The organism is Paenibacillus sp. FSL H7-0357, from assembly GCF_000758525.1.
Lineage (GTDB): Bacteria > Bacillota > Bacilli > Paenibacillales > Paenibacillaceae > Paenibacillus_AQ.
The window spans coordinates 7,366,085-7,383,949 of record NZ_CP009241.1; the positions used below are offsets into that span (position 1 = coordinate 7,366,085).

A 17,865-nucleotide genomic window follows, 5' to 3' on the forward strand; every position below is an offset into this window, starting at 1 on the left:
GACAAAAAAAAGAGATCCCGGTCCGCCATCTGCATGACTTCCGTAATCTCCCTGTTTGTCTGAAAAATGTTATTTCTTCTGTGCCAGACGCTGTTTGAACTTGTCCACGCGGCCGCCAGTTTCTGCATCTCTTTGTTTACCTGTATAGAACGGGTGCGATGCGGAACTTGCGTCCACACGAATCACCGGATACGTGTTGCCATCTTCCCATTCCATTGTTTCACCGGATGACTTAGTAGAAGCGCTCAGGAATTTAAAGCCTACGCTGGCATCCAGAAAGATAACCTGGTTGTATTTCGGGTGTATGCCTTCTCTCATTGCAATAACCTCCTTCCCGGGTAAATAATGCTCTATGGTAACATGAAGCCATCTCTAGGTCTATTTAAGCAAAGATACTTAGACGAAGGGAAATGCGTAATTTCTACGATCAAATTACGCCACTCCATCATACGCGATCCCGCTCCCGGAGTCAACCTTTGTCCCGTTTTTATTCCTATTCTCTTCCGGTAAATGGCATTCTATTCCTTCCGTTTCTACGGATTCTACAGCGACTTTACCATGCCGCCGTCAACCAGAAGACATTGTCCGGTAATGTAAGTATTCGCGAAGGACCCCAGGAATACGGCGGCCTTTGCGAACTCCTCCGGAGTGCCTGTTCTCCCAAGCGGAATCTGGCTAAGGGCCTCCTGCTGAACTTGCTCCAGCGGGACAGCCCGGGCTTCGGCGCGTTTGCCGTCAAGCTGCATGATCCGGTCAGTTCCGATGCGCCCAGGTGCAACTGAGTTAATCAGAATCCCCTCCGGGGCAAGCTCGGTCGCCAGACTTTTGGTCAGTGCGTTCACACCAGCCCTGAACACATTGGACAAAATCAGCCCCTGGATCGGTTGTTTAATTGAAACGGAACTTATGCCAACGATACGTCCGCCACCCGCTGCGCGCAAATATGGCAGTGCTTCCCGGATCAGGCGCACCGTACTCATCAGCGTAAGCTCAAAGCCGCTGTTCCAGTCGGCATCCGCCATATCAGCAAACCCTCCACCAGGCGGCCCCCCGGCGTTGGTGACAAGCACATCAAGGCCCCCGGCCTCCTCAGCCGCAGCCTGAACCGCCCGCCGGATATCCTCCGGGCTCGTCACATCCATTTCCAGTATAGCAACCTGCTGACCGGTCGCCTCCTCAATTTTGTCCCGGGCCGCAAGAAGCTGCTGGCGGTTTCGGCTGGAAATGGTCACCTTTGCTCCCTCACGCGCAAATTCCAGAGCAGTTGCCAGTCCCAGTCCCTTGCTCGCCGCCGCCACAAATACCGATTTTCCGTTCAGACCCAAATCCATTCTTCTTCCTCCTTACAATATAGATTGAATTTAAGATTTCCCCATTTGGGCGAGGACGTAACTACGGTGAATATTTGGACTATTATTAGCTTGTCCTGGATTTCCATATTAAACGTCATATTCGAGCTGCTTCTTGGCCTGAACAATGAAATCAAACGGATTCTCGATGGTTTCGGCCTCATATTCCACAGCACCAATCTTCAATCCCAGATTTACCTTGTATTTGGTGGAGAACTCCGTATCGTTTAATTCCTGAAGCTTAAATTTGATCCGTTCAATGACAATCTTAGCGCCTTCCCGGTCGGTAAACAACAGCAGCCCCCAGGTAGCATCGTCCTTATCCAGTAAATACAGCGCATCATTGGTACGGATGCTGGACTGGCTGAGCTGGGATACATCATAGATGGCCTCGGACAATTGGTCATCCGGAATCAGCCGGCGGATCTCGCTCCAATATTTCACCTTGATCACAAGCAGCGTAAGCGGGATCTTGTAACGGGTGGAGATGCCTGTAAAGAGGCTGGCATCCTTCTGGAAAGACACGCTGTTCCGCAAATCGGTATTCTCGTCAACCGTGGCCAAATTGGCGGATTTCTTCATCAGCCGCTCGTTCTCTGCCTGCAGCTCGCGGCTGCTTGTAGTGAACACCCATAACACTACGGTAAGCAGCGGTGTCATGATCAGCCAGAAATAGGTGTCTACACCGATCGTTTCCCCCTGCGATACCGTCTGGTAGACGATAAAGAAACCATAGCCGAAGATAAAGGCGAGATTCAGCGTGAGCCCGGCGGTTACCGTGGTGAAATAGGTGACCAGCGCCAGCAGAAACGCAAGATTCAGAATGATGATATTCTGGATATAGTGATCCGGCGAACCGGAGATAAATACAATACATATGAATATCAGTACCAGAAAGGCCAGAAAGCCCAGGTCGGATACCAGTCCGCTGCGGTTACGTCTCACGCTGATCACCACGTTTCTTGAAATGTTTGCGAAGCAGCAGAAGCAGCGCCACAAGCACCAATGTGACCACAAGCACGACTGCCACCACAAAGCCCAGCACATCGCTGCGGGCTGTAATTTGCTTTAACACCGAATCCTTGGCCGCACCGGTAATCGTCTTGAAGCGGTAAGCGCCGACGTTGCCGTCCTTATCAAGGAGGACCCCGTCGCCATACACCTTCCACTTATCCTTCTCGGTAGAAATCAGCTTGGAGGCCAGGTAATAATCCTCTGAGTTAACCCCGGTTACTGCCAGCAGCCCGCGCCCATTCTCATATGGGGAGTCGACAAGCTGCAAGGTTCCGATTTCTGCACCATACTTCTCTTCAATACTCATCTTCTCATTCGAGAGGAGCGTTGAACCGTCCGTGTTGTAGCGGAAATAGAGCTTGTCGTTATTGTCCCGGATAACCTTATTATTCTTGTAGGATCCTATGGCAATGATATTGTTATTCTTCAGATTATCGGCACTTACATCATCCCTATAGTAGTGGATATCTCCTGTATTGCCGCCGGCATACCGCCCAAGCAGATTGAAGACATTGCCCAGACTTTGATAGGAGTAATCATCCATCTCAGCAGGCAGCACAACGGCAACATGGTTATAAATTTCATCGCGCAGGAATGGATATGGATAGTTATTGAACAGCAGTTCCGTGCGGTCCTTTGTATTTAAATGCATCGCTGATTCCTTGCCGATATAGGCCCAAGGCATTTGCTCCGTATTCGGCGTACAGACGGCACTTGCCATTTCCAGATCAAAAGCGACCGTGACAGAGAAGTTTCCGGAAATATTCAGGCTTTGCGGCACCGATACATTCAGCGTATCGCCGTTAGCCAGCTCCTTCGTCAGCTTCTTGCTGCCAATTGGCGTATTATTAATGCTCACTGTAACCAGGGACCGCTCAAAATCAAGATTCTGGGCATAGCGGAAATCCAGACTGATTTTACCGGAATCGGCAATGGAACGGTTAGAGGGCAAGGAAACAAAATAAGTCCGTTCCTGATGATTAGGTCCGGTCAGCTTGTCCCCCGCTTCGGCAAAGGTTACATTCGAACTGATGGAATAGGCCGGATCGGCAACTTCGGTGGCAGCATCAACTGCCTTCACATCACTGCTGATCTGGCTGAGCAGCTCCTGGCTTGCGAGCAGCCGTCCGGCTTTGATCAGCAGGCTTTCGTCCTTCGAGGTTACCACCAGCGTTGGCCGGGTATCCTTCTGGACCAGCTGAATCAGGGCATGGGTGCTGAGATCCTCAGTGGAGCTTAAGAGCTTCTTCAGTCCGGCGGGAACATGGTCGTACATCGCCACCACGACCACGAAGCCCTTATCCTTGATTGTATCCTCCCGGTAGGGCAGCAGCGGAATCGTCCGGTCTTCCAGCATGTTCCCCTTTACCAATCCCGACAAAGCATAGGTGGCAGACTCCAACTCGGAGCCGCTGGCATTCTCCGGTATGGCAATAAGACTCTTATTGCTGTTTAACGTATCAATCCCGGAGAACCTTTCCGTGAAGTCACTAATGCCTCCGGTTAGTGCTTTCGGGGTGTACACCACTGCAATACTGGAGGTGTTGAACAGATGCAGCCAGCTGCCCTGCTTGTTGTCAACATAGCATATTTGGTCATCTGCTGTCGTAGTCCGCAGATTCCCTTGAATGCTCAGTACGTTGCTGCCCTCTCTCAGGAACCCTTTAGGTGCACTAAGGCTTAGTCTCTGCTCCCCGTTATTCTGCAGTGACGGCCTGAACGAGTAGAATGGACTGCCGTTAAGCGACAGGGTGACACTTGAAATCTGCTCCTCTGTAATTTGCGAAACTTGAAAATGCAGATTGATCTTAAGCTCATCTACATTCCAATAATCCATTATTGTGAAGTTCTGCTGCATGGAGCTGGATCCCGAAAGGGCAGTATCCGTTGCGGTAAAGGATGTCTCATAAGTCAGCCTGCCATCTCCGGGAAGTGCCGGCGCGGCAGAAGCCGCAGGGAGCTGAATCAGGAGCAGGGAGAAGCAGAGCACCCATAACAACATCTGTTTTTTTATCATATTCCGTATCTCCTGTGCATCTTATTTCTCTTGCTCCGGCGCTTTAATAGCGTTCGGTTTTGTACCATTTGGCTTCCCGTTTGAAAATGACGTCCTTAAGATAGTTGTATAAACCGTAAGCGGCGACAACCATCCAGAGCTGGCAGTACGAAACATACATCAGCAGAATGATCCATAGATTAGACAGGCTCATCTCGCCCTTCTCCGTCGTCAGCGTGATGAAGATTCCGACCACGAACAGGATGATGGCAAGCAGCCACAAGAAACTGCTGAGTCCGGCAATCGTAGTGTGAACATAACCCATCGCATGGAGAACCAGCAAGATATCCGATGTCACAAGCGAGATCAGGAGCAGGAAGTAGATCGACAAGTAATACAGGATATCGAAGCGTATTTTGGCAGCCGACTTATTGAAGAGCAGCGGAATGTTCTTGACGATTACATAGATGTTGCCTTTCGCCCAGCGTGTCCGCTGCTTGAACCAGACCTTCACCGTCTGCGGCTCCTGCTCCCAGGTCACCGATTTCGGCTGAAACTTGATCCGGTAGCCCATCATGTAAATCCGGAAGCTGATCTCGGTATCCTCAGCGATTGCTTTGACATCCCAGCCGCCGATGCTCTCCACAATAGACCTGCGCATAATAAAGTTGGTGCCGGGAATAGTGCAAAGCTTGAACAGCTTCCACCGTCCCGCCTGGGCCATCCACTGAAAAGACAACGTCTCAATATTAATAAACCGGGTGAGCAGGCTCGCATCACGGTTGCGGGTTCTGAATTTTCCGATTACCGCACCAAGTGTGGAGTCGTTAATAATCTCCGCCACCAGATAACGCAGCGCCGTCCTTTCCGGTGTATTGTCAGCATCATAAATGGCGATCAATTCGCCCTTGCTGCGGGCAAAACCTATATTTAGCGCATTGGATTTGCCTTTACCTCCCGTGACCGCATCCGTATTAATGATCATCAGATTGCGCTGCGGATGTCTTTTCTGAATGTTCCCCAGCAGCAATGCACTATTATCCGAGGAGTTATCATTAATGACGATAATCTCGTAACGGTCATGCGGGTAATCGAGGGCCAGGAGCGACTCTACGGTCTTGCTGATGACCACTCCCTCATTGTGTGCAGGAACCATGATGCTGACAAAGGGATACTCGCCCTTAATCTCGGGGACATCTTCGTTTTCCGTTGTGATGTAATATAAATATCCCGCGATGATTAAAGCCACATTCACAAGCAGCAGCGACCAGATGCAGATCACCGCGATCACCATCAGCACATCCGATATCGTCATATTGTTCTCCTACTATTGATAAATTTTCTTTATTTCAAATATTTTCTCCGGTACATCCTGTAACCGATTATCAACAGGCTGCCGAACACGAGCAGAGAGATGATGATGACCACAATAAAAAACTGATTTTGCGCACTGAACAGCCGGGTGAAGCTTTTGACCTGCTCCTTCTGATACTGGTAATCGCTGTCCACCACTTCCGGGGCATACCCGACATTAAGTGCCTTGCCGCCCATTCTGATGACCCCGTCTACGGAGGCAATAGTGTTCGTATCGGTAACTACCTTATGGGCTCCCTGCTTATAATCGGCAAAAGAGATCCAGCTCTGCTCCACCGTATGCAGCATGGATTCCAGTCCTTCGTTGTCCTCCGGAAGATCGACAACAACTGCGGTATCCAGCGGTAACTGGGGCATAGCCTTTCCGGTATGCCGCAAACTCAGGAGGAACTCCGGCGTCACACTGTACAGGCTGGAGGCAAAAACCGCCGAGGTGTCGGTCTGCTCCATATACCGGGCTTCTTCATCCGGATACAGCACAGCTGAGTCGAAAAAGCCCATTCCTGCCCCCGCATACTCTTTGTCGTAGGTCCAGTATCCTTCCGCTCCAATGCCCAGCGGTGCTATACCGCCCGCCACCAGCACATTGATGAACCCGTTCATCTTGCCCTTCAGTGAGCGGTCGCTCAAGCTGATAGGCGGTCTTACCGCAGGCGCATTCACCACAATACTGCCGTTGCGGGATTGCACAATTCTCAGCGCCTCCAAATAACGCTCCATCGCCGGGAAGTCGGTGTTGCCGAACACCGGCCGGACACTGGCAATGAACGGAATTCCGTTCTGATAGAGCCGGTCTGCTGTCTTCTCCAGCAGCTCAAAATCCGAGAACGGGTAAATCTCCTTCAGTACCAGATAGGTTTGAGGTGCTGCAGAAGATGGAAGCCAATCCTTCAGTACATAAGCCATTGCGACAGTACTGAAATTGCCTTTCTCCAAATAGGGTACATAAGTATATTGTCCCCGGCTCACGGCATAAGGCGCCTGCAGACTGCCGCCCTGAAATGAAAAACTGCCGTAGGCGTGTGTTGCCTTGCTCGCCGCAATATAGGGCATGTCAGGCACATTCAGGCTGACTCCGGAGAACTCTCCAATAGAAAGGCTGGCATATTGCCCGTGAAATACAGCCGTGGATAGCTGCAGCGACTGCTTCATCTTCACTGGGATGTTATAACCAACATGCAGAACCTTCCCCGGATAATTATCCGCATCTTCTAAGTACGCCTTATTCGTAATGGCAAGATCTTCACTGTTTATGACTGTTATCACGCTGGAGTACGATGCCAGTGTGCCTTGCTTGTATTCATCCAGACTCAGTAGTGTAACTTTGGTGCTGTAGGCGGCCAGCAGCCGCTGAAGCTCCGTGATATTGCCATCCCGGGGCGTTCCTTTCGCCAAGCTGTCGTACAGCAGCAGGGTCTGCTGCGGAGCGGGAGCGGAATGTACGGGAACCGGAGCCGGAAACAGCAGTGCGAATATAACCAGCAGCAAGCCTATGATCCTCTTGCGGTTCAAGCACTCACACCCTTTTCGGCTACGGGATATTCGCCTGCAGGGGCGGCAGGGCTCGCGGGAGTTGCGGTTGAGATTTTCTTTTTCAAGAAGAGCCCCCGTCCAATGACACTTGATACGGTAAAGAAGGTCACCAAGTCAAACGACAACGTAAACAGGAATTCATGCTTGGCAATGTCGGCATCGCCCGCTCCGATAATAGATACAAAGATACCGGACAGCCCCACCAGCATCGTCGCTATAATCAGCAGCAGTCTCTGCAGGCCTCTGAAATTCCCGGCCTTCGCTGCCGTCACAAAGGACGGCGTAAAAATCCCTATAATAACCGCCATCCATAAGAGAATAAAGGCGAAGGTTCGCGGGGCCAGCTTTTCTTTAAGCATACTGTAAAGGGTGAAGAAATGGCTTTGCGCACGAAATTCCTTACCTACTGATTTCTCGTAGTTGCCCATCGCCGCAGGCTTGATAGTATAGGCGCTTTTCGCGGCAGTATCCAGTATAGAGCCCATCTGGGCAGGATTGGCCAGATAATATTTCAGGACCGAGACAAAGCCGTACTGGCTGTAGAAGTCCTTCTCCAGAATGTCCGATTTCACATCAACTGTGCCGTATTGGTCGTAATACGTATTTTCCCTCAGAATCGCGTATTGCTCGTTGATGCCAAAGGACTTCAGAGCCGTTTCCGGATTGTCGGATTGCATCATCACCCCGCGGGTCATGGCATGATATTGGTTAATATTCACGAACTCCTTGGAGATGTTCAAATAGGTTGCCACACCCGTGATCATCATCAGCGCCGCAGCAGCAATAGTAAGCCAGCGGAAGAGACGTTCCTTCCGAATCCAGATAAGCGAAAGCGCGAACAGGGAAATCACCATGCCCACCGGAGCATTCTGCTGCTTGGAGGTCGTCAGGATCAGCGTACTGATCAGAAACACCGCCAGCATGGCATAATCATTATATCTTCCGCGGTAGAGAAGCAGCCATGACGCGAACATGAACAGCATAGTAATCATCACAATGCTCTCGCCAAAGAAGGAATTGAAATACGCCGTATAGCCGGTATCTCCGAAGATAACAATCGCAATGACCGCGGTGATCATCCCCCGTCTGCGGGACATGCGGCAGGTAACAGCCTCTATTAACAGATAAACAGCTGCGACATAAAGAATCAGATAAATGGCCGCCTGAAAGCGGATATCAAAGACCTCTTTGCTGAAGAACAGCTTATTGACGCCGATCGCCAGCTTAATAAAGAGGGATTGGGAGGAGACCAGCATGGAGCTGTTCTCATTATAATATTGATAGATTCCGAACTGTTTAACAAAATAGCCAAAATACTGGCTGTCATAATCCGGCAAGTTGAAATAGAGGCCGTTGCTGTAGATGATGCGGAAAAAGTCGCCGTTATCGGCCATCCCCACATAGGGAGCCGTAAACAAGGCGAAGACTGTAATGAACAGTACGCCAATGGCCGCTGTCAAAGCAGGGGTTACCGTTAAATTAACAGGGATTAAACCTCTGCGCAAAGGTATTTTCATTGTGTTGTCATCCATGCGGGTTCACCTTCGTTACTATTAGATTAAATTAGTAGGAATAAGCGAGTAAGGCCATAAGATTGTCAAAAGAATAGGCTTGTCCCGTCTCAGGATTTCCGAACCCGCCGTATAGGACACTCCCTGTATCCGTAACTCTAAATTCGTTCATTCTTTCTATACTTCTGCTATAAAGAGAGTCGTCGCCGATCTCCGCGCCAATCATTGCCGTAAGGGCATAAATTGCCGTGGAGCGGATATCATTGGCCGGCTGGCCGTCCCTGGTGTATTGCCCGTACAGCGTTCCCGCCTCAACCTGCTCCTTGATATAGCGGATACTCTGTGGTTTCTGCCGGTCCACCTCAGCCAAATTCAGAATACTCAGCAGCGATTCCACCGTATTGATCTTTTCCGAGCTATAGTTACCTGTCTTATAATTAAATCTCGTTTCATAGAACGGGAACTCATCTGACAGATACCCGTCCTCGAGAATTGTGTTCATGTTGTGTAATAAAATTCCGCGAATTTCGTCATTTATCGACAAATTTTGCAAGACATCCAGATTAATATAACATAAAGTAACAAAGTCATTGGTCACCCGGAAATCATTGTCATAGAAATCGTACATATATCCATCTTTTACATTATTGCGGTAAAAAATCTTAGAATATTCGGCTGCTTCGTTCGTGTATTCCTTGTTGTCAAAGGTGTCTCCTGCTGCATATAGCGCGCCGATCAAGCGTAAATCATCAACGGCGGCATTAAGGGGGTAGTGTTTTTGGAGTTTCGGACTATAACGATAGCTGAAACCGCCCTCTGTACTGAACGTTTGCTTCGCCTTTGCCCATTCTGAGGAGAACAGCTCCTTATTGCCGCTCAGTACGGCGATCCTCATCATGAGTGAAGCAGACTCGCTTAGTACTTCGTGGCCAGTGGCTGCTTCTGCCGTCTGGTCGGTGTCCTGCAAATTCGTATAGACGCCATAAGGACCCGTAAGCTGTTTTGCAATGAATGTGTACAACTCCTGTTCCTCTTTATCTATATGGACGGCTGGTTGGCTCTTCAAGGGAGTAGGGGATGAAGGTAAAGAACCCGCGCTAGTCTCCGGGGAAGATATCGGCTGCTCCCCATTGCTCTTGCAGGAGGCCAATAAACATAGAGACAGCATAATAGCCGCAACTTGAATGCTTTTATTTCCCAATCTATCACTTCCTTTAGAGATAGCATTAAGGTTTCGATACTATTATAACGGTAATATAAGTCACCAAATGTAGATTAATGTTGATCATTATGTGTCAAACCAATAAAAAATATCTAAATATTTACATTTTATGCGCCGAATAGACAAAAGCCGCCCTACAGGGCATTTACCGGCCCGGGCAGCTTCATTTTTATGCATATAATGGCTCTATCCTTTAATTCTCCGGTACGTCTCCTCATCCGACACAATATATAATCTGGCATCTTGCGGAATGGGCTGATTAAGCTTGCGGTTGATGCTTAGGTCGCTGTGGTCGGACAACAGGGTTGCCCCCCGCGAGAGCAGATCCTGAAAGGCATCTCCATAGGTTTGCCAAGCGGGATTCCGCGGGATCTCATAAATGTCGTCGCCATGCTGGCGGCTGAGCAGCTGGGTGATGACTTCCGAATTCCCCTCCTGCAGGGCGGAACGCACAGCCAATCTGGAGATGGCATCATGCGACAGCACGAACTCATTCACCTGAACATGCCGGAAATTCTGAATATTCTTCTCCTGCATAATCTCTACAGTAGTATGTACCTGCGGCGCGAGCCGCTCAATGCTCGAAGCGATCAGCAGCGACTTGCCGTCAATCAGCGAAGCTTCGTCGATCCGGTTGTCACCGAACACAATGGCTGCCCTTGCTTCATGAATGTTAGCCTTCTGCAGAATTTCATCACTGGATGCATCGCCGCTGATAAAATGAACCTGTTCCATATGCTCCAGCGGATGACGCCCCGATTCGTCAATAATGACGATCTTGCATTTCGGTGTGTAGCATAGGATCTCTTCGACGGCTGCCTGCGTTTTGCGGCTCCAATTAATCAATACAATATGATCTGCGGCGTGAAAGCTCAAGGTTCCCGCTCCTCTCCTTCTCTGCACCTCTCCCATGGCCTCAACAATCTTTCCGATGACCAAGCTGAGCAGGCCTATGCCGAACACGTACAAAAATATGGTGAACAGCTTCCCCATTACCGAAGTCGCAAAAAAGTCGCCGTATCCAACGGTGGCCATCGTAGTCATGACCCAATAGAAGGCGTTGAACCAGTTATGAAACGTACCCGGCTCCAGAACAAACGCGATGGTTGCGCTCAGAACAATAAAAAAAAGGATTATCAGCCCAATCGACTTCTTCTTTAGACGCATCAGCTTTCCGGATATTCTGAGTAAAAAATGCACCCTTCCGCCCCGCTTCCGATGTTAAATAGGGCTGCCGCACCGTGACCCGGCACGCGCAGCCTTAGTCTGCCGGCCCCTGGAGGGAGCCTGCTGAATTAAATGATCAGACTGCTGACGGCAAAGGCAGTTCCGATGAATACCAGGCAGAGCATTGTGCCTACGGCCACATTCCCTTGCTCCAGCTGTTCGGAAATCCTGAAATTGGGAGTGAACAGTTCAAAGATCCAGTAAGCGGCGATCAGGCAGACGTAACCTACCGCAAACCATAACATCATGTGCCAGATAGAAGTATTCGTATATGCCGCTACGCCCAGTACGATCGCTGTGGCCAGAAATTTGCCTCCCAGCGCCAGAGCTACAGCCACATTGCCTTTCTTCAATTCCTCCATATCCTTGAACGGAGTCATCAAGCCGAATACAACCATGCCAAGCACCTGAAGCAGAATGATAGTCAGAACGCTGACTATCAAATTAATAACAATCGTCAATTGGCCCACCCCCGAAATTTCGCATAAGCCGAATCATAATCGGCAAAATCATGCACTTCCTCCAGCACCACGGAGGCTGTCTTCTCTTTCTCCAGCGCTGTATAACGCTTGTCGTCAATCGGCTGCTTGATCCGGTTGCCGGAAGGCAGCTCAAGCACGGCGAAGTTTCTTGTCTTCTCCTTGAACTTGGTCTTATAGACTCCGACAAGATCCACATCGGTGGTAATGGATACCTTTAGATTCTTCAGATCCTCTGCAGCCGTCTTCTGGTCTCCATACGATTTAAGCGTGGACCAGGCGGACAGGCGGATCTCATTCTTCTGGTCAGCATCCGTAACCAGCTCGGCATCCATGAACTGCAATGTCCAGATCTTATCCCCGGTGGCATAGTTGCCATCGTTCGGGAGCAGCTCGTTATCCGGCAAAACCGTCATGTCGCTGCCGATCAAATCCCCCACTGTGCTCTCCACTACCCGGTAATCCCACGGTACACGGGATACACTGTCCGTCGTTTCCGCTGCAGGAGTACCTGTATGAAACACACTGTCCTCATTGCTTGAGCATGCGCTCAGCAGCACTGACAACAGCAGTATTCCAAGGACCGCGCCCAGCCGAATTACCCCGAAGCGCCCGGTCCGCACCTTTCTACTCTTACTCATCTCCAAGTTCCCTCACTCCTAGCGCGATAAAATGACTGGCATTGCCTGTAATCGGTCCGCCTGCCCGCCCGAGCAGGCCACAAGGTTTCCCGTTAATGACGAACATGCCGGTGAGCAGATGAAACTCCCCTTCCGCTGTCTGAATCCGGGCCAATTCGGCTCTTTTCTGATAGACGGTGGGGAATAGTGTACTGCTGTCAAAACCTTCCTCGTCCTGCAGCTCAAGTGTGCCGTTGTCATCGAAGAGACGTACAGAACCACCTTCACGGCCGAATACTGACTTCGAGACAAAGCTCCCGGAGAATACCGGCTTATTGTAGGTCGGCAAAATATAGCGGGAGATCGCTTCGCGCTCTTCCTCACTAAACAGCAGCCCCAGCTCATACATCCCCCATACCGCTGCAATCAATCCCTTAGACTGCAGTAGGATGCTGTGCGGTCCGTTGAATAACTCCAGCTGTCCACTCTCTACGGCGTAGGCGAGCGCATCGCCGCCTTCGTCTACCGCCATCCATTCCTTGGGATAGAGGGCGAACATCCGCTGAATAACCCGGTCCTCTCCATCCCGTACAGTCCCTTCATCAATCCATAGTTCAAGACAATCCACGCACTTGATATCCAGGCCGCTGTGCTTCACAAGGGCCTCAATCGTGCCGGAGTCTTCCTGATGGGAACCGTAGGCGACACAAGCTGCCGTGTCCGGCCGTTCTGTGCCCCAAGCCGCCGCAAGAAGTCCCTTCATCGCTCCATTGGGGCTGGCGATTCCCGCCTGCTCGCAGATCCAGGGTGTAGCGATGGAGGCCTCCACATAACCGGTAGGCGTATCGGCATTCAATTCAAGCAGCTTAATCGCCCCGTTGTCCGCCACGGCGAAATCGAACCGGGCATAGAGGCTGATGCGGCCCGGCTCCGGCAGCGGGCATTCATCAAGCATCTGCCACAGGACGGGGGGAATGCCGAGCAAATCATATAGATCATGTCTACGGTGGACATAGCGGACTGTTTTGTCCAGTATAGCCCACAGCTTGACCGAGGCTTCTTCAAGTTCCTGGTAAGTCTCGCCGCGCATCACCGCAACGGCATCAAGCCAATATTCTTCATCCTCCAGGTCTGCCCAGGTGAAGCCAAGCTCATGCAGCTTCTCCACTCTTGGCGCCCGTTCCAGACCCGATTGATCCACAAATTGAAAGACACTCTCTGCAGAACTCATCCGCCGAAACCGCTCTTGCTGCTGGAGCTTCTGCCAGCGCTCGATTTTGACGATGAGGAGCTAGATTTACTGCTGGAGCCTAAACCGCTGGATGTGCCCCCAATGCCGCCTTTCTTCGAGGATGTCCCTCTTCTCGTGATGGAGCCGGTGGAGGAAGTAGAGGTTTTCGGTTTTGCCACAGATCCGGCTACCTTTTTGTTCTGGAAGCTGCCGCTGCTGTAGGTCGGCGGCTTGTAGGTAGTCCGAGTTCCTCCGTAATAGGTCGGCCGGTCATTGTACCAGCCTCTGGAGGAGTAGAACGAGCCGCTGTTAAACAGCATGTGGTACAGCAGCATATCATCCCAGCCGAAACCTGAGCTGTAACCGCCGTAATTGTTAATGACGGTTGTCCCGCCGGAGGTTACTACCCCACTGCCCTCCTGCACGGTCTCTTCCACATGCTCTTCCGGGTACGGAATATTCCAGTCTACATTTTTATCAAAATAAGCTTTGACCTCTTCGGTGGACCAGGAGACAAGCTTCGGCTCTTCGCCCGAGCTGCCGCTGGCACCCGCCCCGCCCGGTACAAACAGTGCATTGGCCAGCAGCGCAATCCCTAGCGAGGTGGACAATACCCGCAGCGGCTTGCCTTCCGCATTGAACAATTTGGACACGGCGGGTTCTTTAGTATTTTCATCTTTTCCCAACATGGGCCCCTCCTTTCCTGACAATTTATCCTTCAGCACGCATCGGAACCAGCAAAAGCTCCAGCTTTCCCTCGTCCACGTTCAGCCGTCCTTCCACTGCCTCATACTCCCGGCTGCCCACAACAATATAATTGACATGTTCCAGGGCAGTAATCATATTCATGCTCCAGGTACGTTCCTCGATGACACGCAGATCGCCTTCCGGCATTTTTTCAAACAGGATGACCTTCATTCCATTATCCACTTATTACCCTTCTTTCCTGATAACTGTTATGCTTCTGATACGCTGTAAGCACAATTTCGTTTCATGAGCCGCAGTCCATCCCTATCTATTTTATCTGTTACGGTCCAAGTAAATTCTAGGGTATTGGAATAATCTTGGCAATCGGAAATACGTTAATGGAAGTCTGTTCACAATATGTTCCGAACCCGGCTATTCATTGGCTTTCCGGATGGATGCTATTTTGCTCTGTCTATGGATGGATTCCCTCTGGGGATGGTGTAAGAGATCGTAGTTCCCCTGCCCGGCGTACTCACAATCATCAGACCGGTTCCGTATATTTTGAGCAGCCGCCTCTGGATATTCCTCAGGCCGATGCCTCCTTCGGAGTGCGTTTCGGACAACACTTGTTCAATTCGTCCCGGAGTGATGCCCACCCCATTGTCAGATACCGCAACAACGAGCTGCCCGGCCAGCACCTTAACGGACAGACTGACGGTCCCTCCGGCCATTTTCCGCATCAGGCCGTGGTTGATCGCATTCTCCACCAGCGGCTGGATGCTGAGCGGAGGGACCAGTTCGCGCAGGCCTTCCGGCACATCCAACTCGATATTCAGCCGCTCATCGAATCTCGCCTTCTCCAGCGCAAGATAGGACCTCACCAGCTCCAGTTCCTTTCCGATCGGCACCGTTTGCCCGCGGTTCTGGAAATCAAAGCTGCTGCGCAAGTATTGGCTGAGATCAAGCAGCAGATCGGTCGCCTTATCCGGATCATCGGAACAAACTGAGATAATGGCATTAAGCGCATTATACAGAAAATGAGGTTTGATCTGGGCCTGCAGGAAAGCAATTTCCGTCTGTACCGACGTACGGATGGACTTACGCATATCCAGCAGCGTCTTCACACGTGCCCTGAATTCCCGCAGCTCTACCGGCTTGCTTAAGTAATCATTGGCCCCCGCCTCAAAAACAGCCTGAATATCTTCCGGGCGGCTGCTGCCTGTCAGTACTAGGATCGGCAGTTCAGATAAAACAAACCGCTCGCGAATCGCCTTGCATAACACCAGCCCCGGCATTTCAGGCATTACCCAATCCATAATGATCAAGTCCAGTTCGGGATGATTCTGCATTTGTATAATCGCATCAGGTCCGCTGCCTGCGGTAATCACTTTATGCTGCTCCAGCTGCAGCGCATTGGCCAGCACCTGGAGATTGACAGGATCATTGTCGACAACAAGGATGTAGCAGCATTCCCCTTCAAGGGGAAGCGCAGGCTCTTCTCCTGGAGACTCCAAAGCCGCTGCCGACTCCCAGCCGGTAATCTCCAGATAGTCCTGATCCAGAAACGCTGTTCGTTTCTGCAGTATCGGCATCGTGAAGCGGAATACCGAGCCTTGACCCGGTTCAGACTCGGCTTCGATTCTCCCTCCGTTCAACTCTACCAGCTTTTGGGTGATGCTGAGGCCAAGGCCGTTTTCCCTGTAGGTTTTTTGGGCTGCCGCCCCTTGCGGATCGTACGCGTCAAAAATGGTACGCAGGCGCTCTGGAGCGACCCCTAAGCCAGTATCCGCTACAAGGATAGTAACATACTCTTCTTTAACCTCAGCAGACAGGGTTATCACACCCTGAGGGGTATTATTCACAGCATTTGACAACAGGTTGAATAAGATTTGCGACAGCCGCTGCTCATCTGTTTCTAGCAGCGGGAGAGACTCCGGCAGGTTCAGCTTGAAGACCAGACGGGAATTGCCCGATACATGGCGGGTAACCTCCATTACGGAAGAAGCTACTCTCCGCAGGTCCACCGCCTGCCGCCGCAGAAAGAAATCCCCGTGATTCAGCCTGGCGAAATCCGACATATCATTAATTAATGCAGACAGCCGCCTGCCCGTAGAGACTATCATGGACAATTGACCGGTTTGCTCAGGAGTTAAAGCTCCGGCTGCACCCTCGGCCAGCGTCTGTGCAATGTTTACAATGCCCTGCAGCGGCTTCCGCAGCTCCTGCGAGGTATCTGCCATAAAGTCGTCCTTCAGCCCGTCGAGCGTCAGCAGCCTGCGTGACAGCTGCTCCACTTCCAGGAAGGAGGCAGCGTATTTGCGGGTCATTAGCGCAGCTTGAAAGAATCCGAACAGAATGATCTCGTAGGAGGTAATAACATAGCTGAGGGCAAGGCCGGTAAACGTAAGCAGGTAGCATAAAATGACGATGCTTAAGCTCTCAATACTGACCATCATGAAGAACATGTTTTGCGTGTTTTGTTTCGTACCTTTAACCATGGAATAGAGGACAAAGCTCAAGCTTATGGAGCCCCAGGTCAAGAGCAGCCCCTCAAGATAGCTGAACCAGTAAGCAGGCACAAATATAGCGATAAGCAGCAGGACGACAGTGATCACCTTAGAGGTCTTGATGACCGCCGGAGGCATTGGATAGTTTACCGAGTGGGCAACATATCTGAGCAGATAAAAATAAACCAGCGTGGATGAAGCCAGCTGCAGCTTGAGTACAATATCATAAGGCAGGCCCGGAAGCGCGAAGGAGATCAGCTTCTCCCCGTGGGTTAGTACATAGACAAAGGCCGCTGTGCAAAATAATCCCAGATTTAAAGTGATGCCCCGGCTTTCCTTTACTCTGGAGAACATCAGCAGAAATAAGGAGAGCGCAAAAAAACCAAACAGCGTTGCACCGTCCACAAACAGAGCGAATTCACGGTGCTTCAGAATGTCGGCCTGATAGCCAATCACGATCGGCAGAACAATTCCGCCGGAAGAGTAGCTGTAATTGGCCACCTGGACAATAATCTCCAGCTTGTCGCCGGACACGGCAGCGAATCCCATGTAGGGGTAGTTTTCTTGCCGCCCCTCAGAAGAGGAGGCAGACGGACTTCCACTGCTGCCGATCTCCTGTCCGTTCACAAACACCTTGCTTGCCGTGCGGATATTAGCCGTCCGAAGGCCGTAAATAACATCCTCCCCATAGGGAATCATGGCCTGCAGCCGATAGGTGGCATAACCTCTGGCTTCTGGGCTGCCGGTATCCGACAGATAACGGTTCCATTTGTCCGGCACCTTGATTATGGTAGAAACCGGCACTCCCTCCCCGCCCGGATCAGCTTGGCTGAAATCCCTCGGCGTTAGCAGCGCATCGCGGTATAATTCCCATTCCCCGTTCAGCTTCACCACGCCGTCATGGCGGAAATCCCAAGCCCGAAGATCCATGACCCCTTGGCGGGAGACCGGCATATCTTGCTGGCCCGTAAAAAGATGAAGGACCGAAAGCAGCGGCAATAGGGATACCAGCAGCAGACTCCCGAGAATACGCTGCCAATATTTCAGCATATTTCCTCCCCCTTTCTAAAAAAAGCCGATTCCATTTATTTCGGAACCGGCGGTAATTCTTATTA

15 protein-coding genes are annotated in these 17,865 nt (G+C 51.0%); all 15 read right to left on the reverse strand.

The features are described 5' to 3' along the window. Positions 1-69: 69 nt before the first annotated feature. The gene (locus H70357_RS32510; protein ID WP_038597814.1) at positions 70-318 is read right to left on the reverse strand and encodes a type B 50S ribosomal protein L31; all 249 of its coding nucleotides are present in this window, start codon (positions 316-318) and stop codon (positions 70-72) included. A 224-nt stretch (positions 319-542) separates the two neighbouring features. Next, on the reverse strand, positions 543-1,331 hold the full coding sequence (locus tag H70357_RS32515) for an SDR family oxidoreductase (protein ID WP_038597815.1): 789 nt from the start codon (positions 1,329-1,331) through the stop codon (positions 543-545). A gap of 108 nt (positions 1,332-1,439) precedes the next feature. Next, positions 1,440-2,294 carry a diguanylate cyclase domain-containing protein gene (locus H70357_RS32520; protein ID WP_038597817.1) on the reverse strand — a complete coding sequence of 285 codons (855 nt, stop codon included), beginning with the start codon at positions 2,292-2,294 and terminating at the stop codon, positions 1,440-1,442. Beyond that, on the reverse strand, positions 2,284-4,380 hold the full coding sequence (locus H70357_RS32525; protein WP_038597818.1) for a cellulose biosynthesis cyclic di-GMP-binding regulatory protein BcsB: 2,097 nt from the start codon (positions 4,378-4,380) through the stop codon (positions 2,284-2,286). Before H70357_RS32525 ends, H70357_RS32520 begins: the two co-directional genes overlap by 11 nt. A gap of 43 nt (positions 4,381-4,423) precedes the next feature. Further along, a complete protein-coding gene (locus tag H70357_RS32530) occupies positions 4,424-5,674 on the reverse strand; it encodes a glycosyltransferase family 2 protein (RefSeq protein ID WP_038597820.1) in 1,251 nt (416 codons plus the stop codon). Between the two features lie 29 nt (positions 5,675-5,703). Then, entirely contained in the window at positions 5,704-7,245 is a 1,542-nt protein-coding gene (locus H70357_RS32535) for a hypothetical protein (protein WP_038597821.1), read from the reverse strand. Next, positions 7,242-8,783, reverse strand: a complete 1,542-nt coding sequence (gene wsfD, locus H70357_RS32540; RefSeq protein ID WP_038601102.1) for a glycan biosynthesis hexose transferase WsfD — start codon at positions 8,781-8,783, stop codon at positions 7,242-7,244. Before wsfD ends, H70357_RS32535 begins: the two co-directional genes overlap by 4 nt. A 46-nt stretch (positions 8,784-8,829) precedes the next feature. Further along, the gene (locus H70357_RS32545) at positions 8,830-9,798 is read right to left on the reverse strand and encodes a hypothetical protein (protein WP_197073636.1); all 969 of its coding nucleotides are present in this window, start codon (positions 9,796-9,798) and stop codon (positions 8,830-8,832) included. 387 nt (positions 9,799-10,185) lie between these two features. Continuing rightward, entirely contained in the window at positions 10,186-11,199 is a 1,014-nt protein-coding gene (locus tag H70357_RS32550) for a potassium channel family protein (RefSeq protein WP_038597823.1), read from the reverse strand. Between the two features lie 95 nt (positions 11,200-11,294). Beyond that, positions 11,295-11,687 carry a DUF350 domain-containing protein gene (locus tag H70357_RS32555; RefSeq protein WP_038597825.1) on the reverse strand — a complete coding sequence of 131 codons (393 nt, stop codon included), beginning with the start codon at positions 11,685-11,687 and terminating at the stop codon, positions 11,295-11,297. Beyond that, positions 11,684-12,346 (reverse strand): hypothetical protein, encoded by a 663-nt coding sequence (locus tag H70357_RS32560; RefSeq protein ID WP_052092753.1) that lies wholly within the window; start codon positions 12,344-12,346, stop codon positions 11,684-11,686. The genes H70357_RS32555 and H70357_RS32560 overlap by 4 nt, the downstream gene beginning before the upstream one ends. After that, positions 12,339-13,556 carry a glutathionylspermidine synthase family protein gene (locus H70357_RS32565; RefSeq protein WP_038597830.1) on the reverse strand — a complete coding sequence of 406 codons (1,218 nt, stop codon included), beginning with the start codon at positions 13,554-13,556 and terminating at the stop codon, positions 12,339-12,341. The genes H70357_RS32560 and H70357_RS32565 overlap by 8 nt, the downstream gene beginning before the upstream one ends. Then, a complete protein-coding gene (locus H70357_RS32570) occupies positions 13,553-14,245 on the reverse strand; it encodes a hypothetical protein (protein WP_038597831.1) in 693 nt (230 codons plus the stop codon). The genes H70357_RS32565 and H70357_RS32570 overlap by 4 nt, the downstream gene beginning before the upstream one ends. A gap of 22 nt (positions 14,246-14,267) precedes the next feature. Then, positions 14,268-14,474, reverse strand: coding sequence for a hypothetical protein (locus H70357_RS32575; protein ID WP_038601107.1), 207 nt, complete (start codon positions 14,472-14,474; stop codon positions 14,268-14,270). A 227-nt stretch (positions 14,475-14,701) separates the two neighbouring features. Then, on the reverse strand, positions 14,702-17,800 hold the full coding sequence (locus H70357_RS32580) for an ATP-binding protein (protein ID WP_052092381.1): 3,099 nt from the start codon (positions 17,798-17,800) through the stop codon (positions 14,702-14,704). Between the last annotated feature and the right edge of the window lie 65 nt (positions 17,801-17,865).